Origin of the sequence: Nitrospira tepida, assembly GCF_947241125.1 — a bacterium.
Classification (GTDB): domain Bacteria; phylum Nitrospirota; class Nitrospiria; order Nitrospirales; family Nitrospiraceae; genus Nitrospira_G; species Nitrospira_G tepida.
The window spans coordinates 3,918,860-3,942,082 of record NZ_OX365700.1; the positions used below are offsets into that span (position 1 = coordinate 3,918,860).

Annotated in this window: 24 protein-coding genes and 1 pseudogene; 8 read left to right on the top strand and 17 right to left on the bottom strand. The window is 59.4% G+C overall.

Annotated features, from left to right (window positions below):
• Positions 1-24: 24 nt before the first annotated feature.
• The 5 genes and pseudogenes from QWI75_RS18590 to QWI75_RS18610 all read right to left on the bottom strand — a co-directional run bounded on the left by QWI75_RS18590 (position 25) and on the right by QWI75_RS18610 (position 3,629).
• Positions 25-231 carry a tautomerase family protein gene (locus QWI75_RS18590; RefSeq protein WP_289271661.1) on the bottom strand — a complete coding sequence of 69 codons (207 nt, stop codon included), beginning with the start codon at positions 229-231 and terminating at the stop codon, positions 25-27.
• An 86-nt stretch (positions 232-317) separates the two neighbouring features.
• The gene (locus QWI75_RS18595) at positions 318-983 is read right to left on the bottom strand and encodes a CBS domain-containing protein (protein ID WP_289270590.1); all 666 of its coding nucleotides are present in this window, start codon (positions 981-983) and stop codon (positions 318-320) included.
• A 433-nt stretch (positions 984-1,416) separates the two neighbouring features.
• A pseudogene (locus QWI75_RS18600) lies at positions 1,417-2,760 on the bottom strand (IS1182 family transposase); the annotation flags it as partial.
• Between the two features lie 114 nt (positions 2,761-2,874).
• The gene (locus tag QWI75_RS18605; RefSeq protein WP_289270592.1) at positions 2,875-3,048 is read right to left on the bottom strand and encodes a hypothetical protein; all 174 of its coding nucleotides are present in this window, start codon (positions 3,046-3,048) and stop codon (positions 2,875-2,877) included.
• 368 nt (positions 3,049-3,416) lie between these two features.
• On the bottom strand, positions 3,417-3,629 hold the full coding sequence (locus QWI75_RS18610; RefSeq protein WP_289270594.1) for a hypothetical protein: 213 nt from the start codon (positions 3,627-3,629) through the stop codon (positions 3,417-3,419).
• Positions 3,630-4,027: 398 nt separating this feature from the next.
• On the opposite strand from QWI75_RS18610, the gene QWI75_RS18615 reads away from it, so the two are divergent.
• On the top strand, positions 4,028-4,243 hold the full coding sequence (locus tag QWI75_RS18615; RefSeq protein WP_289270596.1) for a hypothetical protein: 216 nt from the start codon (positions 4,028-4,030) through the stop codon (positions 4,241-4,243).
• 62 nt (positions 4,244-4,305) lie between these two features.
• On the opposite strand, the gene QWI75_RS18620 is transcribed toward QWI75_RS18615, so the two are convergent.
• The 3 genes from QWI75_RS18620 to QWI75_RS18630 are packed head-to-tail and all read right to left on the bottom strand — an operon-like array spanning position 4,306 to position 5,716.
• On the bottom strand, positions 4,306-4,848 hold the full coding sequence (locus QWI75_RS18620) for a hypothetical protein (protein ID WP_289270597.1): 543 nt from the start codon (positions 4,846-4,848) through the stop codon (positions 4,306-4,308).
• On the bottom strand, positions 4,829-5,242 hold the full coding sequence (locus QWI75_RS18625; RefSeq protein WP_289270599.1) for a carboxymuconolactone decarboxylase family protein: 414 nt from the start codon (positions 5,240-5,242) through the stop codon (positions 4,829-4,831). Before QWI75_RS18625 ends, QWI75_RS18620 begins: the two co-directional genes overlap by 20 nt.
• A gap of 48 nt (positions 5,243-5,290) precedes the next feature.
• Complete coding sequence (locus QWI75_RS18630) at positions 5,291-5,716, bottom strand: heavy metal-responsive transcriptional regulator (RefSeq protein WP_289270601.1); 426 nt, start codon at positions 5,714-5,716, stop codon at positions 5,291-5,293.
• Between the two features lie 525 nt (positions 5,717-6,241).
• Here QWI75_RS18630 and QWI75_RS18635 point away from each other — a divergent pair.
• The 6 genes from QWI75_RS18635 (at position 6,242) to hflC (ending at position 12,812) form a co-directional block, all read left to right on the top strand.
• A complete protein-coding gene (locus tag QWI75_RS18635; RefSeq protein WP_289270603.1) occupies positions 6,242-7,429 on the top strand; it encodes a methyltransferase domain-containing protein in 1,188 nt (395 codons plus the stop codon).
• Between the two features lie 3 nt (positions 7,430-7,432).
• Positions 7,433-8,482, top strand: coding sequence for an arsenosugar biosynthesis radical SAM (seleno)protein ArsS (gene arsS, locus QWI75_RS18640; RefSeq protein ID WP_289270605.1), 1,050 nt, complete (start codon positions 7,433-7,435; stop codon positions 8,480-8,482).
• A 5-nt stretch (positions 8,483-8,487) separates the two neighbouring features.
• The gene (locus QWI75_RS18645; RefSeq protein ID WP_289270607.1) at positions 8,488-9,627 is read left to right on the top strand and encodes an inorganic phosphate transporter; all 1,140 of its coding nucleotides are present in this window, start codon (positions 8,488-8,490) and stop codon (positions 9,625-9,627) included.
• A gap of 86 nt (positions 9,628-9,713) precedes the next feature.
• Positions 9,714-10,814, top strand: coding sequence for a hypothetical protein (locus tag QWI75_RS18650; RefSeq protein ID WP_289270608.1), 1,101 nt, complete (start codon positions 9,714-9,716; stop codon positions 10,812-10,814).
• Positions 10,815-10,950: 136 nt separating this feature from the next.
• On the top strand, positions 10,951-11,955 hold the full coding sequence (hflK, locus tag QWI75_RS18655) for an FtsH protease activity modulator HflK (protein WP_289270610.1): 1,005 nt from the start codon (positions 10,951-10,953) through the stop codon (positions 11,953-11,955).
• 2 nt (positions 11,956-11,957) lie between these two features.
• Complete coding sequence (gene hflC, locus QWI75_RS18660) at positions 11,958-12,812, top strand: protease modulator HflC (protein ID WP_289270612.1); 855 nt, start codon at positions 11,958-11,960, stop codon at positions 12,810-12,812.
• Positions 12,813-12,818: 6 nt separating this feature from the next.
• Here the strand turns inward: hflC and QWI75_RS18665 are convergent, their stop codons facing one another.
• The 3 genes from QWI75_RS18665 to cutA form a co-directional block, all read right to left on the bottom strand.
• Complete coding sequence (locus QWI75_RS18665) at positions 12,819-14,492, bottom strand: formate--tetrahydrofolate ligase (RefSeq protein WP_306417596.1); 1,674 nt, start codon at positions 14,490-14,492, stop codon at positions 12,819-12,821.
• Positions 14,493-14,730: 238 nt separating this feature from the next.
• Positions 14,731-15,759, bottom strand: a complete 1,029-nt coding sequence (locus tag QWI75_RS18670) for a M23 family metallopeptidase (protein WP_289270616.1) — start codon at positions 15,757-15,759, stop codon at positions 14,731-14,733.
• Between the two features lie 115 nt (positions 15,760-15,874).
• Positions 15,875-16,189, bottom strand: coding sequence for a divalent-cation tolerance protein CutA (gene cutA, locus QWI75_RS18675; protein ID WP_289270618.1), 315 nt, complete (start codon positions 16,187-16,189; stop codon positions 15,875-15,877).
• A gap of 150 nt (positions 16,190-16,339) precedes the next feature.
• Here cutA and QWI75_RS18680 point away from each other — a divergent pair, with 150 nt between their 5' ends.
• Positions 16,340-16,663: a rhodanese-like domain-containing protein gene (locus QWI75_RS18680; RefSeq protein WP_289270621.1), complete on the top strand. Its 324-nt coding sequence runs from the start codon at positions 16,340-16,342 to the stop codon at positions 16,661-16,663.
• A gap of 35 nt (positions 16,664-16,698) precedes the next feature.
• Here QWI75_RS18680 and QWI75_RS18685 read toward each other — a convergent pair whose 3' ends face one another.
• The 6 genes from QWI75_RS18685 to rny form a co-directional block, all read right to left on the bottom strand.
• Positions 16,699-17,622 (bottom strand): SDR family oxidoreductase, encoded by a 924-nt coding sequence (locus QWI75_RS18685; RefSeq protein WP_289270623.1) that lies wholly within the window; start codon positions 17,620-17,622, stop codon positions 16,699-16,701.
• A gap of 1 nt (position 17,623) precedes the next feature.
• On the bottom strand, positions 17,624-18,472 hold the full coding sequence (locus QWI75_RS18690; protein ID WP_289270624.1) for a TlyA family RNA methyltransferase: 849 nt from the start codon (positions 18,470-18,472) through the stop codon (positions 17,624-17,626).
• Between the two features lie 30 nt (positions 18,473-18,502).
• A complete protein-coding gene (xseB, locus tag QWI75_RS18695) occupies positions 18,503-18,760 on the bottom strand; it encodes an exodeoxyribonuclease VII small subunit (protein ID WP_289270626.1) in 258 nt (85 codons plus the stop codon).
• Between the two features lie 54 nt (positions 18,761-18,814).
• On the bottom strand, positions 18,815-20,212 hold the full coding sequence (xseA, locus tag QWI75_RS18700) for an exodeoxyribonuclease VII large subunit (RefSeq protein WP_289270628.1): 1,398 nt from the start codon (positions 20,210-20,212) through the stop codon (positions 18,815-18,817).
• Positions 20,209-20,988, bottom strand: a complete 780-nt coding sequence (locus QWI75_RS18705) for a TIGR00282 family metallophosphoesterase (RefSeq protein ID WP_289270631.1) — start codon at positions 20,986-20,988, stop codon at positions 20,209-20,211. Before QWI75_RS18705 ends, xseA begins: the two co-directional genes overlap by 4 nt.
• Positions 20,989-21,087: 99 nt before the next feature.
• The gene (gene rny, locus QWI75_RS18710) at positions 21,088-22,653 is read right to left on the bottom strand and encodes a ribonuclease Y (RefSeq protein ID WP_289270633.1); all 1,566 of its coding nucleotides are present in this window, start codon (positions 22,651-22,653) and stop codon (positions 21,088-21,090) included.
• Positions 22,654-23,223: the final 570 nt, after the last annotated feature.

The following is a 23,223-nucleotide window of genomic DNA, read 5'->3' on the forward strand; positions in this document are numbered from 1 at the left end:
CTTATGTTGTTCGATGAGCTCACGTTACCGGCCCTCCACGGCCATGTGCTTCAGCGCCTCGGTTGTGACGGGGGTCCCGCCGACGCCCCAGTCCCTTGAGGGGACCCCTTCGATGATGACCCAGGTCACGGGCCGCAACCCTTCTCCTTCAACCGACACGATCGCGTCCGTAACCTTGCGAATGAGTTCGGCCTTCTGCTCCGCGCTGAGATACCCACTGAGCCTTTCAATTGTGCGAGTGGCATGCGCTCACCTCCCTTCTGAATTGAGATAGAAACCTGGTTCTGGGCTGATCGCTCCACAACCGGCCGCAACAATCACCTCCAGCCCCCGCGCGCAAAGAAGAGTCCCCGGTGGATGTCACCGATACTGACCATGCCGACGAGCGTGCCGCGATCCACGACCGGAATCCGTCGCAAGTTCTTGAGCCCCATATACGACGCGGCCTCAAGGATGGGTGTCTCCGGCGAGACGGTCAGCGGGTTGCGGACCATGATCTCTTCGGCCTTCTTCGTCAGCACCTCGGGATCGTTCTGCTCCATCTCGAGAAAGTCCCGGCTGCGCACCGCATCATGAATGTAGTCGCCCAGGAGCCTGTCCGATATTGCCGTTCGTGACGACGCAAAGGAGGTGCGGTCAGATGCGAGGCCGCAGGCCCGGCAAAACCGCAGGTGTATTCGCTGGAATCGGGACCCATTGCAATCCCGGAGCAATGGGTGCCCCGGATTGTTTCGGGCTGAGAACGACGCAGATGGCCGCAGATCGTTCGCCGCAGTAGACAGGTCATGTCGGATAGGCTCCCAGTTGGGGTACATCGGCAGCATCACGTCGCGCAGAGTGACGACGCCGAGCAATTCGTGATTGGCGTTCACGATCGGAATCGCGCCGCAATGCCAGCACAACATTTTGACGACGATGTCCCGCACGTGGTCCGCCGACGTCCCCGTCACCACTCCGGTGGACATCACTTCATGGATTCGCATGGGAGCCTCCATTCTCTCCGCTAAGCGTGTTCACTCGACGCCGGTCCTGCCGGCGCACCGGTTCGTGCAGGGTCCGGCCTAACCTGTATTATTCATGAACGCTTCTGCTGCTTAAGCCCATTGCAACGGACGAGCAATGGGTCCAGCGCGTGGCGACTGCCGGGTACCCGTTGCCGGGGTACCCATCGCTCCTCTTGCAATGGGTCGATCTGCAACGGGTGCAACGCGACGAACCGTCATGAGTAATGCAGGCTAGGAGCTTGTCCGACATTGACCTGAGCACAGCATGGGCATTCCGGTTAATCCCATCTACGCACAGCTACAGACGGATTGACCTGGCGACTTTCGACTACCCCTGGGTTTTCCGCTCCGCCTTCCGGCTTCTGCCCAAGGCCCGCAGCCCCTCGCCGGGGCGTTGGCGACGATGGCGCAGGGCAGTCCAGAGTTTGAGCACATTATGCGTGGTACAGATGAGCGCCCATTCCCCGCGCACCTGCCGCATCCCGCGCAACAAGAACTGTCGATAGCCGCGGCCCTGCTTGATCTGGCCGAAGACCGGCTCGACGATCGCTTTGCGCCGGGCGTAGAGTCGTCGTCCGCGTGTGGTCCGGAGGGTGCGGCGCATCCGATCCGCCACCGACAGGCCCGCTGGCGGTCGGCCCCGGGGCGCGGCGGGTATCGCCTGGCTGTGGCGGTGGCGATCCGGCGGGATGAGTGGCCGACACCCCAGCGCCGTGAGGGCCGTGACGTTCGCCTCGCTGAAATAGCCCGCATCCATACTCACGGTCCGCGGGACCTGACCGGTCTGGGCCAGTACCTGGGTCAGCATCGGCTGCGCTTGCTGCTTGTCATTCGCTTCATCGGTGACGTCGGCCGCGACAATGATCTGCGTCCTCGCATCGACGGCCGCTTGGCAGTTGTACCCTTGGACGACGCTCCCCTTGGCGTTCGACGCCGGCATAATCCGGCTCTCGGGATCCGTGAAGTTGCGCTGCGCCTTCGGATGGGGCACCGGGCTGGGGGGCTGCGGCGGCCGTCCCCGGCGCGGTCTTTCTGCCTTGCGCCCCTCGTGTGCCGCCTATGTGAGGGCGGCCTCCGCCTGGGCCTCCTGCTCCAGCACCGCCTTGGCCGCCCGAATGGTCTCCAGCCGTTGCTCCCGGCGCGCCAGTTCGGCGGGCAGTTCATCACCCCGCCGGTCAGGGCCATACGCCGCATCATCCCGCGCATCCGCCGCCTCGGCCTGCGTCAACAGCCGCTGGACTTCCGCCGTGAGCCGCGCCTCTTCCGTCACCATCCGTCCATAGCTCATCGCCTTATGCTTCGACGCATTCGCCTTGATCTTCGTCCCATCCAGCGCGATATGCCCCAGCTTGACCAAGCCCGCCCGCTGGCAGAGTTTCAGGACCTGCACAAACAGATCGGCCAGCGCCGTCAGATGCTGCTTCCGAAAATCACTGAGGGTCCGGAAATCCGGCCGCTGATTCGCCGCCAGCACTCGAAAGGCCACATCCTCCTCCAACTTCCGCGCAATCTGCCGCGAGGCCGGAATCCCCACGGCATAGGCATAGAGCAGCACCTTCACCAGCAGCTGCGGGTGATACGGTGCCGTGCCGCGCGTCACCCCACCATAGGTCGCCAGGATGGGTTGGAGATTCAATTCCTCCACCAGATCAGCCAGGAAGTACGCCAGGTGGTCTTCCGGCAACCAGTCGCGGGGTGACGGCGGCAACAGCCACAGCTCATCGGGATCATAGGGACGAAAGGTCCGAGTCGTCATCACGCAGCCTCCTCGCTCATCACGATGCTGCATGGCTGATACACGAGTCAGAGCCTGCACACAAGTGCGTTGGGGCTAATGTCGGACAGGCTCCTAGCGGGCCCGCTCCGGCGCTCAAGCAAGATGGTATTGCGCCCGGCACGTTTCACATCGCACCAGCCAGAGACAGCCGTCCGGGTAGTAATCGCATTGGAGCACCGGCACCAATTCATGATTGCCACACATCGGACAGGGCAGTTGGTGGAGTTGGAGACGAAGTGCGATTTCCGGTTCGTCTTGTAGTGCCATGGGGCGTCTCCTACCTCGGGACATCCTCAATCAGCCGTGGGAAGAGGTGATCGTTTCGACCATGCTTCCCGCCTTAGCCCACATTATTCATGAACGCTTCTACTGCAACCGCCGATACACCGCGGGGCACCCGTTGCTCCCAGATTGCAACGGGTCCCTGGCCAGCATGCGAAGTCGAAGGTAACGTGCATCTCCGCCGCGAGATAATCGAACGCGGCGGTTCAAGCAAAGCTTGGTATGGCGGGCAGGCTCGCCCCTCAAGGCCTCAACATACTGTTTCAAGTATGCCTCCGTCCTTCGCAGCTCCGCTTGCCCGTCTCGCCTGGCGTCTTGTCGGTTTCGTCACGAACCGTCATCAATAATGTGGGTTAGGCGGCCACGAGCTTTGTCATCAGAGGGCTGGAGGCTGTGAGAGGCTCCGGCGCCTCGGTTGACCGCTTCCTGTTTTTGAGAATCGTCGCATCAATGATATTGCCGCAGAGCAGGCAACGATACCCATTCGCGCAGATCTCGCCGTTCGTCTCTTGCAGATCACAAATCTGCTCGCCGACCATCAGGCCATCGCATCGTTCGCAGGTCATGACGCGCCTCCTTGTAAGGAAGAGGTTTGTTCGTGTGCTGGCGCGATCCTACCTGTTGATGCGCCATCCATCTGTAAGGCACCTCACCGGTTGCGAAAGAGAATTGCCGCGTGCGTGTTTGTAAGCGAGACTACAGATGGATTGATGGGAGTCGCGGTAGCGTGCGGAGGTTCAGGATAGTCGTGCCGCCTCCGGTCAATGAGTGAGGCGGAGGCGCTCTCGTCATTCACCCACTGTTTTTCGAAAGGAGTGCATCATGTCCAAAGTGGCGATTGTTATTCTGGCCGATACGGACACCCATGAGGGGCTGGGCCGGGTGGTGAACGCGTTGGAGGCCGTCAAGGAATTCAAGGACGGCCACGACGACGTCCAACTGATTTTCGACGGCGCAGGGCCCAATGTGGATCGTGGAATTGGAGAAGCCCGATCACAAGCTGCACGGGCTCTACAACGCGGTGAAGGATCGGATCGGCGGCGCGTGCGAGTTTTGTGCCGGAGCCTTCGGCGTGAAAGACAAAGTCGTCGCATGTGGAGTGAAGCTGGCGGGAGAATATGACGGCCATCCGAGCTTCAAGAAGCTGGTGTCGGCGGGCTATCAGGTCATCACGTTTTAGCCTGTCTGTCCAAGGTCGGGGTGGAGAGTATTCTATCCCCGACCCACCGACTCGATGATCTCTCAATACACGATTATCCGGTCCGCTTCAGAGAAGAGCTGGACCATCCGATCGAGCGAAACGGGGGTAATGGAGGTCGCCACCCGATCAAGATCGATCTTGTAGAGTAGCATCATGGTCCGGTTGCCGTAAATTTCGACTCCCAGCTTGCGCTTGAGGATCTCAAAGTACTCGCCGTAATTATGCGGGACCTGCTCCAAGGGTACGCCCATCTGTTCGGAGACGCTCTGCCGTTCTCGCTCCGGCAGCCCCGCTCGATCGAGCGCGGTACTCTCCGAACCGACCAGTCTGCGAAAAAAGCCAAACCCCTTGGTCACTGACGTCACCGCGCTGGCATCAACCAGAATTGTCACCCTATGGCCCGCCTTGACGGCCGCCCAAGCCACATTCGGCACGGCGCAGATTTGCGCGTCGTCCTCGGCCAGTGACGTCTTCATGTGGATGAGGATGCGGGACTGGTTCGTTTGTTGCGCCTCCACCGAAGCAGTCCCTATCAGCAGACTCACGGCCAAGGCACAGATGACGCTATAGCCTCTCGTCCTCATCCTTCACCTCCGTTTGTACCTCACCGCCGGGGTCATCGTGGACACAGCAGGTGACAGACTGATCCGGTCGCCGCTCATTGATGGCTGCCTTGTACGCAGCGTAGGCCTTGAGTGCCCATTCCTCGCCAGGACAGCCTTGCATGGTCATCGCCACGTTCAGAAATTCCAGGATTTCTGCTTGCGTTGCATCTCGTTCCACCGCCATGCGGACATAGGCCCGAATGCAGGGCTCGCAGCGAATCGCGATGGAGATGGCCATGGCAGTGAGCAATTTATACTTGGCCGCGACCGCCGCATCACGATAGGTTTCCTGCCGCATGCGCAGGAGCCCGCCGGTCACGGTCGGGCTGACGCGACGCAACTCCTGAAACAGAGCCTCGTTTTCCCGATCCATGCCTCACCTCACGCATAGAGGATGATTGGAGCGTTGTTCATCCGGTCTTCATGGCAGGCCCGACTGGCCTTTCCGTTCCTTCAAGCTCTTCAAGATCGCGCACTCCGCGGTGGGGCGACCGGCTCGGCACGCGCGGATTAAGCCGCCGAGCGCCCGCGCCAGAGCTTGGAGATCTCGAACCTTGACCTTCACGTGGGCTAATTTGGCTTCCGCTCTCCGTTGGACCTCGCCGCAGCGAGCGGTTGATCGCACTTCCAGGTCCAGCAATTCGACGATTTCCTTCAGCGTGAAACCCAAGGCTTGGGCATTCTTGATAAACCGAAGGCGCTGAAGCGCATCATTCGCGTACAACCGGTATCCGGACGGTCTGCGGTCTGTCGGTTGAAGCAGCCTGCGCCGCTCGTAATAGCGGAGGGTCTGGACATTCACCCCGGCCGCCTTGGCCAACTGTCCGATTGTCAGTCCGGAAGTCATAACAACTCCCTCAATCTGATGAAAGAACGATGCGCCTCACTCGGGGGTTGCAAGGCCTCATCTCCGGATCCCCACGTCAAACGAGCCTTACGGGCGACCGGGGTCCGCACCCCGGTCGCCCTCTTTCGCCTCTGTCCTGCCTACGCGAAGCAGCTCTGCACCCACTGCCAGGCCTTGGATGCCGCCTCAAACGGACAGAAGCCGAGTGTAGCGACCCATGGGCACATCGGCCTCACCTCCCTTCAGAGCCCGATGCTACACCCTGCACCATGGTACCGAGTCAAGGGGTGCGATACATCTGAACAGAGAGGATCCTGTAAGAACGGCCGGCCAGAGCTGACTGAGGGTTTTGACGACCCGATCCTGCCGCGGGGTCGGAGGGCACTGCTGTCCAAATCAATTGTGAGCCAGCTTACAGATGCGCGATGCCTCATCCGGTACGGTTTCTGGCCGGCACCTTGACGGAGCGGCAGGCGGTTGATACATAGACCCAGCTCGATGGACCGATTAACCGACGAGGAGGCTATGCCGACAGACGAGATCACCCAACAGGTCAGTGCGCGATACGCGCGGGCGGCGGCGGCGGGCGAGCCGATGTGCTGCCCCACCGGGTACGATTTTGCCGATCTGAAGACCTTCATCCCGGAAGAAGTGCTGAACATCTCTTATGGTTGCGGAACTCCCGCCGGCCTCAAGACGGTGGCTCCCGGGGAAACCGTGTTGGACATCGGCTCCGGCGGCGGGATCGATTGTTTCGAAGCCTCTCGGCTGGTCGGCCCTTCCGGGCGTGTGATCGGTCTCGACATGACGGACACCATGCTGGACATCGCCCGGCGCAATGCGCCCATCGTCGCCGCCAATCTGGGCTACCCTGCTCCCAACGTCGAGTTTCGTAAAGGCCTGGCCGACGCGATGCCGGTCGGGGACGACACGATCGATCTGGTCATTTCGAACTGCGTGATCAACCTCACGCCGGATAAGCGAAAGGTGTTCGGGGAAATGTTCCGGGTGGTCAGGCCCGGCGGGCGGTTTACGATTTCCGATATCGTGTCGGATCAAGCCGTGCCGCAATACCTCATCCACGACCGCGAGAAATGGGGGGACTGCCTGTCCGGCGCCCTCACGGTCGCCGATTACTTCAATGGGCTTACCGAAGCGGGTTTCGTGGGCGTGCACCAGCTCACGTTCACACCCTGGCAGGTCATCGACGGCATTCATTTCCTTTCGCTGACCTTAACGGGGTACAAGATTGGTCCGGGTTCACGCTCAGACGTTCCTCGCTACGCTACACTTCGAGGTCCGTTCAAGCAGGTGATCGACGAGAACGGCCGGACGTTCAGGCGCGGAGTTTCGCAGGCCATCGACGAGACGACCGCTTTGGTGCTTCGCACCGCTCCTTTCGAATCGTGCTTTTTGCTCTCAGAGGAGCCGCTCCCTCTTGTCCCGCCGGACCCGAGGCTGACGGGAATCGTGCCTGAGCCGTCACCCTGCGTTTGGAAGGGACACTTCGCCCTGTTGACCGGGCCGTTTCAGGAGGGGTGCGACGATGACCACCATGTGTACCGGCGAGGAGTGCCTTTGGAGATTTGCTCCAAGACGCTCGCGGTATTGGACAGCCCCGCCTATCGACCCCACTTCGCGATCATCAATCGGGCCGGCCATGCCGTGTCGGGTACGGCTGTGTCCTGCGACCCGAACGGCGCCTGCTGTTGAGCCATGGCCCCTCTCGCTTCAACCTTAGCGGCCCGTTCCAGCCCCTTGGCCTCGACAGGCCGGCAGCTCCAGATGCTCGCCCAGACAACCGCCTGCTCGGCCTTTGACAAACAGCTTGAACAAGCGGGCCTCCATCCCTTGCATGCCACCGGCATCACAGTTTTCCAGATCAACGTCGGCAAGCTGTGTAACCAAACCTGCCGCCATTGCCATGTGGATGCCGGTCCGGACCGCACCGAATCGATGTCCCGAGGGACCGCGGAACTCTGTATCGCGGCCTTGGCGAAGACCGACATTCCGACAGTCGATATCACGGGCGGGGCGCCGGAGCTGAATCCGAACTTTCGCTGGCTGGTCGAGCAAGCCCGTGCGCTCGGCCGGCACGTCATGGATCGCTGCAATCTGACGGTCCTGCTGCTCCCCTCGCAAGCGGATCTCGGCTCGTTTCTCGCCCATCACCGCGTGGAGGTGGTCGCCTCGCTTCCCTATTACCGAGCCGGCCAGACGGATGCGCAACGCGGCGAGGGCGTGTTCGACAAATCCATCCGGGGCCTTCGTCTGCTGAATGAGTTGGGATACGGCCGCGAAGGCAGCGGGTTGGTCCTCAACCTCATCTACAATCCCGTCGGGGCCTTCCTGCCTCCGAAGCAAGAGGCAATCGAATCCCAATTTCGCAAGGAGCTGGCGCAACGTTATGGGGTGACGTTCACGCATCTCTACACCATCGCCAACATGCCGATCAGCCGGTTCTTGGAGTTTCTGGTGGAGAGCGGCAACTATGACGGCTACATGGAGCGGCTCGCTACTGCGTTCAACCCGGCGGCTGCGGCCGGGGTCATGTGTCGCTATACCCTCTCGGTCGGCTGGGACGGCACGCTCTACGATTGCGACTTCAACCAGATGCTCGACCTGCCGGTTGACGGCCGTGTCCCGCAACATATTCGCGATTTCGACCCCGCTCGACTTGATCACCGCCAGATCGTCACCCGCAACCATTGTTACGGCTGCACGGCCGGCTCCGGCTCCTCCTGTGGCGGCGCCGTGACCGGCTAAGCCCCATGGACATCCCAGCGCTCACCCTGTTCCTCATCTTGGCCCTGGCCTTTGCCAACGGAGCCAACGACGTGTCGAAATCCATCGCCACGTTGGTCGGCGGGGGTATCACCGACTATCGGACGGCCATCCTCTGGGGAAGCCTCTGGACTACCGTCGGCGCCGGGGCCTCCGCCTTCCTCACCGGCGCCATGATCCACACGTTCAGTCACGGCCTCATTCACCCGGGCGTGATCGTGCCGCCGACCATGGCGCTGGCCGTCCTGCTCGGCTCAATGGCCTGGGTCCTGTTCGCCTCGCGGACTGGCCTTCCGGTTTCCACCACCCATGCCTTAACCGGCTCGATCGTCGGAACCGGGCTCACAGCCTTCGGCGGCGAGGGATTGGTCTGGTCCGCAATCGGGCAAAAGATCGTCCTTCCGTTGCTGCTCAGTCCGTTACTTGCCTTCACAGCCTCTTTTGTCCTCCACTCTCTGGTGCGCCTGCTCGCCGCACGTTGGGAAGGCGCCTGCCTGTGCGTGATGCCCGCCTCCCGTGCCCTGGTTGCCATCGATGCACATGGCGGAACCCGCACGCTGTTTCAATCGTCTCGATTCGGACAGCCGGTGATGGCCGTGCCGGCTCAGTGCGACCAGGCCGGCTTACAGGGGTTGGTGGTCGGCCTCGACACCATCCATTGGATCTCCAGCGGCCTCACATCGTTTGCTCGAGGCACCAACGATGCGCCGAAGATCGTGGCGATGCTGCTCTTAGGCAGCGCCGTGACGTCTTGGTCAAGTATAGCGATGCAAGTCCTGGCCTATGCCGGCGTCGCCGCTGCAATGGGATGGGGCAGCTACCTCGGCGGGGCTCGGGTGACGGAACTGCTCGCCGAAAAGGTCACAAGGATGAACCATACGGAAGGGCTGTCCGCCAATCTCACGACCTCGTCGCTCGTCCTCCTCTCCGGGACGCTGGGACTACCGGTTTCGACGACCCACGTCAGCAGCTCAGCCATCATCGGTATCGGCCTCCTCAAGGGTTTGGCCTGCGTCCGGTGGACAACCGTCCGCGACATGCTGCTTGCCTGGATCGTGACCCTGCCGGTCTCCGCCCTCCTCTCCATGCTCGCCTTCCTTTTGCTCCACCGGATGTCAGGGGCCTGACAGTTTTGAAGGGTGGGTATCGTACACAAGATGATGCCGTGGACTCATACGGCATGACTCCGCAACGCAAGGAGAAGCGTGAATAAATGTGTCCCTCTCCCCGCCAATCCCGGTATAGGCCATTGAGAAATCCTCTGGCAAGGCCGCTCTCTTCCTGCGTCATGGGCATCCTGTTTCTGACATTCGGTCTGGAAACCACATCTGGGCCGGTTGGGTATGCGTGGGATTGGGTGCCGACCGAGGAAGAGATTCGCCGATATCGGCAGAGTTGGAACCCGCTCTCCAACGGTCCGATCTTTATCAGCGGCGTCGATATTCATCCCCGGGGACAGTTCACCTTTCATCCGTTTTTGTTTTCCCAGGTGAGCGAGAAACGATTTGGAAACGATCTGACCGTCAACAGCCAACCCTCGCCGATCCATACGTACCAGATCGCCCCGGTCGTCACGATGGCTTATGGGCTGACCAATCACCTCGAGCTGAACGTGGGACTCTCCGGTTCGTTCTGGTGGGCACGATCGACCACGCAGCTTAACCAAGGACAAGGCGGACCCTGGACCACCGATTCCGGAGTGGGAGACACGCAGATTTATCTTAAATACCGCCCCATCGTGCAGGATCCGAACGGCTGGCGTCCTTCGGTCACGACCTTCAATATGATCGTGCTCCCTACCAGTCGCTGGATCACGGGCAGCGAAAGCCCGCCCGGCGGATTCGCTCCGTTGGGTCGGTTGCCTGCTTCGCGATTCGGATCGCTGACGTGGACCGAGGGCGTCATGTTCCGCAAGAACCTCCGCCCCTTTCGTCTCAGCGGCGGCGTGTTCTACTCCTATCATTTACCGGGAAGCGATGCCGGCCAAAGCACGTATCCCGCCGACATCATCAATACCAGACTGATCATCGAACACCTGCTCAATGATGACCGTGGATTCGGGTACAACCTGGAGTTTGTCGGATTTCACGGGCTCCCGTGGCGGGCGGACGGACATCCGATCAATGTCGGCCAGCGGAACGGGTTCAATTCGCTGGGCGTGCAACCAACTATTCAATATCGGCTTGGCGATCATTGGGTCGGCGCCGCGGGCGTGCTCTTCACCGTAGCCGGACAGAATGTTCAGGATGCGATCTTCCCGAATTTCTCCATTTATTACTACTGGGGCAAGGGAGGAAGAGTAATCATGCGGTAGACCTGCGACCGGAATGTCTTGCCCAGCCCGTATGAACCTGTTAAGGTGAGTTCCAGCTACTCTGAACAGCTTTCCTACGCGACACTACTGAATGGTCTGGAATCCCAAAGATCCCTGGAGCAGAAACGACCCGGGAGTGGATGAAGCGCTTCGCAAGGCTTCGGCCCAACTCCGGGAGATGATGCCTCGACGGGGGGCGCGCTCGATAGTCCTCGTCATTCTCGCCATTGTTCTCGCGTTCCAAAGCGCTTTTATCGTCGCTCCGGACGAAGAGGGCGTCGTTAAACGGTTCGGCGACGTCGTCCGCACGGTCGGGCCTGGTCCTCACCTCAAGCTGCCGTTCATCGAATCGGTGCTGCACCCCAAGGTGGCCAAGTTGCACCGGCTGGAGGTCGGGTTCCGAAAGGACGCCCGCGGGCAGTCTGTGATGATTCCCCGCGAAGCCCTCATGCTGACCGGCGACGAAAACATCATCGCTGTGGAATTCATCGTCCAGTACAAGATCAAGAACGCGCGGCACTATCTATTCGAGGTGGATGATGTGGAGGATACCGTCGCCGAAGCGGCGGAGGCCTCCATGCGCGAGGTGATCGGCAAAACGAAGATCGACGACGCCTTAACGACCGGCAAGGCTCAGATCCAGCAAGGCACGCAGGACCTGCTACAGAGCATTCTCGACCGCTACAACGCCGGCGTCCATATTGCAGCCGTGCAGCTCCAAGACGTCGATCCTCCCGAAGCCGTCGTCGCCGCGTTCAAGGATGTCGCCAGCGCCAAGGAAGACCGGGAGCGTCTGATCAACCAGGCGCAAGGTTATCGCAACGACATCATCCCGCGGGCGAAAGGACAAGCGGCCCAAGTGGTCAATGAGGCCAAGGGGCAAGCTCAGGCGCGGGTCGCCAGAGCCGAGGGGGAGGCGGCTCGTTTCGTCAAGACGTTGAAAGAATACCAACAGGCCAAGGACGTCATTGCGAAACGCATTTACATCGAGACGATGGAACAGGTGCTGTCCGGCGTGGAGAAGATAATCCTGGATAGTAAGACTGGCGACCGCGTGCTGCCCTATTTACCGCTCGATCGGCTCCAGAAGAGACCCCGTCAGACCGGTTCGGAAAGCGGCGCCGAACGAGGAGGCCCCTGAACATGAAGAACCTGATCGTGGGCATCCTGGCGGTACTGGTTCTGTTGTTTGTATTCGGCGCCTCCCCGCTGTACGTGGTGGACGTGACACAAAGCGCGATCGTCGTCGAGTTGGGCAAGCCCGTCCGAACCGTCACCGTGCCTGGCCTCTACGTCAAGACTCCGTTCATCCAGGACGTCACGTACTTCGACAAACGCCTGCTCGATTACGACTCGGCCCCACAGGACGTGATTACCCAGGACAAGAAGACTCTGGTAATCGACAACTTCGCCAAGTGGCGGATTACCGACCCCCTCAAGGTGTATCAGGCCTTTCAGTCCCAGGCTGGCGCGCTCCGGCGTCTGGACGACATCATTTACTCGGAACTGCGGGTGGAAGTGGGCCGCCACGATCTTTCGGAGATTGTTTCCCAGACACGGTCCGACATCATGCACATCGTCACCGAGCGCGCCAATGAAAAGGCATCGGCCTACGGCATCGCGATCGACGACGTGCGGATCAAGCGCGCGGACCTGCCGGAACAGAACGAGAAAAACGTGTTTGCACGCATGCAGGCGGAACGCGAACGGCAGGCCAAACAGTACCGTGCGGAAGGAGACGAGGAAGCCCAAAAAATACGCTCCGAAGCCGAGCGTGACCGAGAAATCATCCTGGCAGAGGCCTACAAGGCTGCCGAACAACTACGCGGAGGTGGAGATGCGGAGGCCTTCCGCATCTATGCCAATGCGTACCGGCAGGACCCGAAATTTTTTGAGCTGACCCGTTATATGGAGGCGTACAAGAAGAGTCTGGCCAAGGATACGTCGGTCATCCTCAGTCTGGACTCCGAATTTCTCCGGCTTTTCAAACAGCCCTAACCAGGTTCACCTCAGGCCGCGGATCTCTCCTGTTTCATGGTCCAGGCTGATTCCTTCACCAGCCGGCACCTTCGGCAACCCCGGCATCAGTTGCATGCCCGAACAGACCGCGGTCAGAAAGCCCGCGCCGGAAAGAATGCGCACTTCTTTGATGGGAATCGTAAACCCCGTAGGTCGACCTTTCAGCAATGGGTCGTGAGACAGCGAAAGCGGCGTCTTGGCCATACAAATGGGCAGATGGCTGAACCCCAACTGTGTCGCACGCTCGATATCCCGCTCCGCCTGCGGGTCGTAGGCGACCTGTCCTGCTCCGTACATGCTCGTGGCAATCGCATGAATCTTGCCCTTGATCGTGTCCGTGTCCTTGTAGAGGGGTGTATAGCGGACCGGTTGATCAGCCACTCTGATGACGGTCTGTGCGAGATCCGATGCGCCTTTCCCGCCTTCCTGGAAGTGAGTTGACACGGATGCACCGGCCGCGCCCAGGTCGAGCGCGCGTGTCCTTACCCACTCCAACTCGTCCCCGGAATCTTCCGGAAAGGCATTCACAGCCACCACGACGGGGACCCCGTACGTCCGGATGTTGGCGATGTGTTGAGCGAGATTGTCCAGCCCTTTTTCTAGGGCTTGCCGGTTGGGGTCTGTGAGACTCGCCGGTAACGGGCGACCGGGCTTCACTGTCCCTCCCCCTCCGTGGAGCTTCAACGCTCGCAAGGTTGCAACCACCACCGCGGCATTGGGGACCAATCCTGAAACTCTGCATTTGATATTGAAAAACTTTTCTGCTCCCAGGTCGCTCCCAAAGCCTGCTTCGGTCACCACATAATCCGCATGGCGCAACGCGATTTCATCGGCCAGCACGGAACAATTTCCATGTGCGATATTCCCAAACGGCCCCGCATGAACCAGCGCGGGAGTTCCTTCCGAAGTTTGAACAAGATTCGGGAGAAGCGCCTCTTGAAGGAGCACTTCCATGGCGCCCGCACAACGAAGGTCTTCCGCAAACACGGGCTTCCCACTCGTCGTCATACCAACGAAGATACGGCCCAGCCGTTGGCGAAGGTCCGATCGATCTCTGGCAAGAGCCAGGATGGCCATGACCTCTGATGCTTCTGTAATGACAAACTGCGCTTCCCGTCCTTTGACCTGATTATGTCCAGGAACAGTGACATGTCGAAGAGCTCGATCGCTGATCGCCATCGCCCTCGGCCACGTGATCGACCGAGGATCGAGCGACAGCTCATTCCCATGAAACAAATGATTGTCGGTAAACGCGGCGAGGAGATTGTGGCTGGCGGCAACCGCATAGGCATCGCCCGTCAGGTGGAGATTGATATCGTGCATGGGCTCAAGTTGGGCCTTTCCTCCGCCGGTACCGCCTCCCTTGATCCCAAAGACCGGTCCAAGCGAAGGCTGTCGAAGCGTCACCACAGCTCTTTGACCCATGTCACAAAGTCCCATCGCCAATCCGATCGCCGTGGTCGTCTTCCCTTCGCCCAACGGGGTCGGATTGATGGCTGTTACCAACACATATCGAGCACCAGACGAACGCGGCTTCTGCTGCGCGACCTCTAGCCGAACTTTGGCTTTTCCGATTCCATAAGGGATCCAATCTCCCTGTTGGAGTCCCATCTCGTGAGCAACTTCAGAGATCTCCTTGGAAATATGAGACATCGTCATTTCCTCACCGGTCTTATGAGCTATCGTTTCAAGCGGGTACGGGTTGTATGAGTTGTATAAGAGGAATGCACCAAGGATTTCTGTGAATCAGTCTCGCTGACAGCAGACAAACCGTGTTTATGCGAAATCCTGACCGCACATGCATGCTCTACAAGTGGGCAGTTCCGAAGAAGGGAAACCAGGAAATCCTTGAGTTCTTGCACTGGCCAGAGAGAGGAGGGAACCAGAGAAGAGTAAACTAATCCAGAATATACTTGTTAGGGTCAATGGCCTGACCATTGACCTTGACCATGTAATGCAGATGAGGTCCCGTTGATAACCCTGTGCTGCCGACAAGCGCGATCACATCTCCCCGTTTTACACGCTGTCCCTCTTTAACCAAGGCTTTCGCCAGATGCCCGTAGACCGTTTCGACTCCATATCCATGATCAAGGCGAACCAAATTCCCCATCTTCGCATCGTGCCCGGTCATGGTGACACGACCGGCAGCCGGAGCCTGTATCGGAGCATTGGGGGCCGCACCGATATCAAGCCCGTCGTGCCATCCTGGCTTCTCGGTGAACGGGGAGATTCGCGGTCCAAACCCGGATGTCACCCACCCACGGACCGGCCAGATAGAAGGAGTCGAGGCCCACCGGAAAGACCGCTGCTCCGCCGCCTGTGAAAGTTCCTGGAGAGTCCGCTCTTGAACGGATGCCTCCGCGGCAAGACGCTCAATCTCTTGTTTCACGCGGTTTACTAACTGTTCTTGGGGGGTATCGTCGGAAATTGCAGAGGACCGAACTATACTCGACTCCGCTTTGCCGCTATCGAGCACGGAATTGGAGAGAGCCCTCTCTCCTAATGCGGAATTTGAATCCTCAATCTCACCATCTGAAGATTCACCCATTGGTTCGGCATCACCACCCTGGCCGTTCATGAGATCTCCCGGCTTCACCTCCTCAATTCCTAGCATTACACGAAGCCGTTGATTGATCTCCCTCATCGCCGTCAGTCGACGCTTGAGGTCGTCCACGGCAGTGGAAAAAGCGGCGGTTTGGGCTCGAGCGCTCAGCGCCTCGGACCGAAAGGCGGCTAGCTCCCAGACCTCTCCGGTTCTGACAATGTAGTGGGAGATAACCAGGAGATCGGCTACCAAGAGGATCAAGCCGACAATCAAGGCCTTCTGGACGAATTTTCGGGGGAAATTAAAGCGAAGCGGCTTTGCCGTGGACCCTCGAAAAATAACCACCGTATAAGAGTCGCTCTGATCGCTACTGTGGCCCATGTGATGAATCCATAAGTTCTTGCCAGAAAACTCTTCACATTCTTTGAGGAGTCTAGCTAACCAATCCCAACCGGTCAATGTAAAAGTTCGCGCAATTTTTCGTCTTTAAAACCGGCTACTTACGAACTGAGCTTCTGACCCAATCAAGATAGTCGGGAAGGCCCTTCGTGATGGATACTGCCACTATCTCTGGGACAGCATAGCTATGGAGTCCCTTAATTCTCTTCTGCAACCTTTCATAACAGCGGGCGGTGGTCTTGATCATCATCAATGACTCCGCGCTTTCCTGTATTTTCCCATTCCATCGATAGAGCGACTGACATGTGCCGAGGATCGTGACACAAGCGGCCAGTTGCTCACTGATCACCGCTTTTCCGATCCTCTTTGCCACCCAGGCCGATTTAGTTGTAACAAAAACAATGACTTCCATACTCTGTCTCACAACGGCCTCCCCAGGCCCGATACCAATCGAAGTACTGTCCGCAAATTCCGGGAGTTGACACGATCTGCCACACCTCCCTATTGTTAACAAAAAACCACGGCCTATGTCTCTAAGCTTTTGCCAACCGGAGGAGATGTTATGGGCTTTACGATTACGCCGCGAGAACTAAAGGAGCAGCTCGATAAAGGGAACAAGCCGGTCTTGTTGGATGTGCGGGAACCCTGGGAATATTCCTTGGCCAAGCTTGAGGGGTCCCTCCTCATTCCGCTTGGGACACTGCCGCATTCGTTGGATCAACTAGATCGGAATGCCGAGATCATCGCCTACTGTCATCACGGCATGAGAAGCGCCGACGCGACGAGTTTCCTGCTCCAGCAGGGGTTTGCCAACGTAAAGAATCTCATCGGGGGAATCGATGCGTGGAGTGTTCAGGTGGACGCCTCTGTTCCGCGCTATCGATAATGGCACCTGAACGGCGAGGATTGTTCCGGAGTTCGCTACCTCAATCGCCCGCTGAAATACTCGACAGTCTTGCGCAGGCCATCGGACAGGCCGACTTTAGGTTCCCATCCTAATTGCTGGCGGAGCTTGGTTGCGTCGATGGTGCTCCGCAACTGTTCACCCTTTTTCGCGGGGCCATGTACCTCCTTGCAGTCCGATTTCGTCAGTTCTTTGAGGATGGCAAAGAGTTCATTCACCGTCGTTTCCGAAGACGTGCCCACATTGAACACGCCTTCGATTCCCTGGCCCATGACCAATAGATTGGCCTCGACGACGTCCTCCACAAAAACGAAATCCCGCGTTTGCCGTCCGTTTCCATTGATCACCGGCTGCTCTCCTGTCAACATCTTCTGAATAAAAATCGCGACGACTCCCGCTTCGCCCTCAGGATCTTGCCGAGGCCCGTATACATTGGCAAAGCGCAGGCTGACGGCCTGGATGCCGCTGGCGCGCTGGTAGTACGACAGATAATGCTCGCCGCTGAGCTTGCTGATTCCGTACGGCGACAAGGGCCGGGTGGGATGCGATTCAGGAGCGGGGAAAATGTCCTGTTCGCCATAAATGGCCCCTCCGGATGAGGCGAACACCACTTTCCTTGCGCCGTGTCGGGCGGCCTGTTCTATCACGTTCAAGGTGCCTAGAATATTGACGCTCGCATCGAACATCGGATCGTCGACGGAACGCCGCACGTTCATCTGAGCCGCGAGATGCATGATGACCGATGGACGTTCATTGCGAAACACCCGCTCCAATCGGGAACTTTGGATGTCCGCTTTATAGAAGGTTGCCGCACGATTCACGTTCTTTCGCTTCCCCGTCGACAAGTTGTCCACAACCACGACATCATGGCCTTCTTGAACCAGCCGATCGACGAGATGAGACCCGATAAACCCCGCCCCCCCTGTCACCAAAACCTTCATGTCAACCTCTCACCTCATGCCCCGATGATCCAAGTCGCCCGGACCCATCTCGACCTTCCATAACCGATTGGTCACATCTACCTCCACCCCATCTCCAGCCAACCAAGAATTCTCTGTTCCCCTTCTGGCCGGCAATGGGAGAATCGAGGCTTGACACATAGGTTAGACCACAGCCCTGTGCAAATGTCACGATCTTTTCGAGAACGGCCTGACGCTGGCCCTCTTGACGAACAATCCCACCCCGGCCGACCTGCCCTTTCCCCACCTCGAACTGGGGCTTGACCAGCGCAACCAGCCAGGCACCGCCAGCGAGGTAGTGGACGACAACCGGGAGGACGAGTGTCAACGAAATAAACGAGACATCGACCACGGCAATGTGGATTGGCTCCGGGATACGATCAGGAGAGAGATACCGAATGTTTTGACGATCGATGACGACAACACGATGGTCCTGGCGAAGCGACCAAGCCAGTTGCCCGTATCCGACATCTACCGCATAAACACGCGCGACGCCTCGACGCAGCAGACAATCCGTAAACCCTCCCGTTGACGCACCGACGTCCATGGCGATCCAGCCCGTCGGGATGATTCCAAACGCATCGAGCGCCACCGCCAATTTCTCTCCGCTTCGGCTGACATAGCAGGTTTCTCGCTTCGTCAACTCGATGGACTCATCTGCGCGAACAAGGGTCGCCGGCTTGTCGATCACTTTTCCTGCGATACGAACCGTTCCCGCCATGATCAACCGAACCGCCTGTTCTCGGCTCCGTGCGAGACCGCTTCGGACCAACACCAAGTCCAACCGCTCGCGAGGCAACTCTCGGGGCGAATTCTTACCGATCGATGGCACGGTGGGGACGGGCGAGGTCGATTGAAAATCTTAGGAAAGTGACGATGGCTGATCGCCATCCATGTCGTCTAATGTTACGGCACGCAAGCTCCGTTTTCCGTCTCGATCCTGCACAAGGATTTCCACTTTCCGCTCGGCCTCATTGAGCATCTTCAGACAGGTTTTCGACAAGCGGATGCCTTCCTCGAAGATCTTCAGAGATTCATCAAGCGGGAGTTCGCCCCGCTCCAGTTCTTCGACGATGGTTTCAAGCCGAGCCATCGCTTGCTCAAATTTCACAGCCGCCACAATGTTCCTCCTGAAGCAACTCTCGCGTCATTATTGCGCCCGGCCTGACGGAGGTCAAGCCGAGTCAGGGCCGCCATGAATTTCGCGAACTTGACACAGGAGATGGCCGACGGCGACCCTAGCCTTGATTATCTGCCCCACTCGAACCTGATCGGCGCGCCACACCACCTGCCCCTGCGGCAGAGTTTGCAACACGCTGAAACCTCGCTGCAAAGTGGCCAACGGACTGAGGCTGTGAAGTTGCCCCAGAAGACGCGCCAGTGGGTGCCGCCGCTTCGACAGGAACACGTTCACATGATCCCTGAGCCGGACTTGCAAATGGGTCACCTTCAGGACCGAGGCGCGGACAGTCTGGTGCGGACCATAAGCCAATATCCCATAGGAAAGCTTCTGGAGTCGGTGCCGTCGATCGGACTGATCACGAACCACCTTCGACTGCAAGCGAGACCAGGCATCATCAAGCCGCTGGGCGTGACGATAGACGGGGAACGCCCGTTCCCGCAGGCGCCCTTCGATGACCAGGCAGGACCGCCGAGCCAAGTCGATGCGATGCCGCATGGCCCTGCGCAGCCTGACCGAACGGTCCCCGATCTGCGTCAGCAACTCATCCAGGACCGGCACGACTGCTTCCGCCGCTGCAGACGGGGTCGGGGCGCGACAGTCCGCAGCAAAATCCGCCAATGTCACGTCCGTTTCATGCCCGACGGCCGACACCACCGGCACGGAAGAAGCGACAATGGCTCGCACGACCCGCTCGTCATTAAAGCACCACAGGTCTTCGAGCGACCCCCCGCCGCGCCCCACAATCATCACGTCGATCAATTGAGAGGCACCTAACGCCGCAATGGCCTCCGCGATCAATGGGGCCGCGTCCGCTCCTTGAACCGGCACCGGCGCCACGACGATATGCGCAATAGGACAGCGCCGCTCCATCACCACGAGCATGTCATGGAGCGCGGCCCCCGCCAGCGAGGACACGATGCCGACACGCTTTGGCAGAAACGGGAGCGGACGTTTCTTGGTCGAGTCGAACAGGCCTTCACCGGCCAATCGCTCTTTCAGTTGTTCAAAGGCAAGCTGGAGCGCCCCGATGCCTTTCGGCTCCGCATACTCCACCACCACCTGATAGTCGCCCCGCGGTTCGTAGACCGACAGCCGTCCGCGCACGATCACATGCAGCCCTTCGCGCAGGTCGAACCGAAGCTGTTGCGCAGCCAGGCGGAAGAGAATCGCCCGAATCTGGCTGGCCTCATCCTTGAGGGTAAAGTACACATGGCCCGAGGCCGGCATCCGCACGTTGGACACCTCCCCTTCAAGCCAAATGTCTCGGAAGGGTTCTTCCAGGTGGGAACGAATCAACGCCGTGAGCGCGGAGACCGTCAGAATGCGGGCGCGCGTCTCGGGCTGAAACAACGATGGTTGGTGAGATGATGGCGACAGTCGCGTGCTCATTCGCTGAGCCGGAAGCGTTCGATCCGAAGGGCTTTCCCCAGACGGCCGTCCAACTCGACCAAGACTGCACAGAAAATGGCCGGACCGCCGGCCACTTCAAAGCGCCTTGGCATCTGCGTCAGGAACTTCTCGATCGCCATTTCCTTCTTGATGCCGATGACCGAATGGATCGGCCCCGTCATCCCGATGTCCGTAATATAGGCCGTTCCCTTGGGCAAGATCTGCTCATCCGCCGTCTGAACGTGGGTATGAGTCCCCACCACCGCGGTCACGCTCCCGTCTAGATAATATCCCATGGCCATTTTTTCAGATGTGGCCTCGGCATGCATATCGACCAACACCGCGGGAGTCTCCTGCTTGAGCCGAGCGACCTCGCGCTGACCGACCTGAAAGGGACAATCGATCGTCGGGAGAAACGTTCGCCCCATCAGATGAAGAATCGCCACCTTCTCGCCACCCGGGGTCTCGACGATCACGGCCCCTGAGCCCGGAACGCCAGGCGGGTAATTGGCCGGGCGGAGGAGCCGCCGCTCGGTCTTAAAATAGTCCAGGATTTCCTTCTTGTCCCAGGCGTGGTTCCCGGTCGTGATCACGGAGACGCCGACTTCAAACAATTCGTCGGCCAAGTCCGGCGTGATGCCGAACCCGCCGGCCGCATTCTCCGCGTTCGCCACCACCAGGTCGATCCCCTGTTGCCCGATAAGCTTGGGCAGGCAGCGGAGCACGGCCCGCCGGCCCGGCTCTCCCATGATGTCTCCGATGAGAAGAACTTTCATGCTGCACAGTCCTCTCCGCGAACGGGAACTCTTGTGCGCCGGCCACATGCTATGGATTGTGGCCGGCGCGCAGACAGACGCCACAACAGGAAGACGGCGCTATTTGGCATATTCGACATACCGGCTTTCCCGGATCACCGTCACCTTGATCTGGCCCGGATAGGTCAGTTCCTGCTCGATCTTCTTCGCCAGCTCCCGTGAGAGCTGGAAGGCCTCGCTGTCCGACAGATCTTCCTGCTTGACGATCACGCGAATCTCGCGACCGGCCTGGATGGCATAGGCCTTTTGGACGCCGCGCTGCCCCACCGCCAAGGATTCCAGCTTCTCCAGCCGCTTCACATAGGATTCCAGCGCCTCCCGCCGGGCCCCGGGCCTGGCGGCGGACAGCGCCTCCGCCGACGCCACCAGCACGGTTTCCGGACAAATCGGCTCCACCTGCTCGTGATGGGCCGCGATGGCGTTGACCACTTTTTCGCTTTCGCCGTATCGCTTGGCGATCTCGGCCCCCAGCATCGCGTGCGGCCCCTCCTCCTCATGGCTGACCGCCTTTCCGATGTCATGAAGCAAGGCGCCGCGCTTGGCCAACTTTACGTCCAGCCCCAATTCGGAAGCCATAATCCCGCAGATGTACGCCGCCTCCCGGGCATGATACAGGTTGTTCTGCCCGTAGCTGGTCCGATACTTCAATCGTCCGAGGATCTTGACGATCTCCGGATGGAAATCGGCGAGCCCCACTTCGAAAATGACCTTCTCGGCCTCTTCGATCATCAATTTCTCGACATCGGTCTTCACCTTTTCGACGATTTCCTCGATCCGCGTCGGATGGATGCGACCGTCCTGCATGAGCCGCTCCAGCGAGACCTTCGCGATTTCCCGGCGCAAGGGGTCGAAGCCCGAGATGATGACCGCTTCGGGCGTCTCATCGATGATCAAATCGATACCGGTCGCCGCTTCGATCGCCCGAATGTTGCGGCCTTCCCGCCCGATGATCCGGCCCTTCATGGCATCGTTGGGGATCGGCACCATGGAGATGGTGGCCTCGCTCACATAATCGCGCGTGACGCGCTGAATCGAGGTCGCGATGATCTCCCGCGCCTCCCGCTCCGCGTTTTCTTTTGCCTCTTCGATCGTCCGCTTGGACAGCCCGGCGGCCTCGATGCGGACCTGGCTTTCATACTCCGCCAGAAGATGCCGCTTGGCTTCCTCTGCGGTCATTCCGGCCACTCGCTCCAGCGCCTCGCGATGCTCTCGCAAGGCCTGCGCGCAAGCGGTCTCTTTCTCCTGGAGCCCCGCCTCGCGGCGATCCAACTCCCGTTCCCGCTTGGATAGGTCCTGCTCGCGCTTCTCCAAGCCTCCGGCCTTCCGATCGAGCAGTTCCTCCCGCTGGAGAAACCGGCGCTCCTGTTCTTGCAGAACGATTGTTTTTTCCTTCTGCTCGCGCTCCAGTTCCGCTTTAGCCTGTATCAGAAGGTCTTTCGCTTCAAGTTTCGCTTCCTTGACGCGGGTCTCTGCTTCCCGCGCGGCAGTCTGGACGATTTGCCGCGCCTCCTCCTGGGCACGGTCTTTGGCTGCCAGCGCCGTGCGGCGCCGGAGCAGCTCATACCCTCCGATCCCGCACAACATGCTCACGAGGGCAACAGCCAGATAGGTCACTAGGTCCGACAAGATGACCCCCCCTTTCCCACGAACGACAGCACGGTTCTGTCGTCAACTCAGAACGGCACCACACGAAACACAGAGACATTGTTCCTGGATACGGAGCGGGAGCGGAAGGATTCGACAGCGTGGCAGAATCTAGCACGCGATGGCGGCACTAAGGAAACAGGACATTGCTGATCGCACGGAGCGACTACCGTCTCAATCGAGTCGTTCGAGGTCGCCCTCGCGCTGCTCGATAGGCCCAAGACGTACGGCACCCTTGCAGGATGCCGGCCGGGGTGAGGAAAAGGGAATGGCCCTTCCATTCGGTGCGGCTATTTAGCCTTTCCTGAACCCCCGACACGGTAGGCTTCCACAAGAAACTCTGGAAAACAGACCAGGTGCGTGCAAGGAGGCTTCCCTCCATGAGTTTCATCACCATGTGGACCACGATCAGCATACTTTTAATGTCAACCACGCGTCAGTGACACACCCTTGTCAGCTCCGCTGTACAGCCCGATTGCTGAGTTTTCCGCCCCTCTGCTAATTTGAACTCCTGAAACTTCTCTGTGCTCGTCAACCGGTGCAGAACCATAT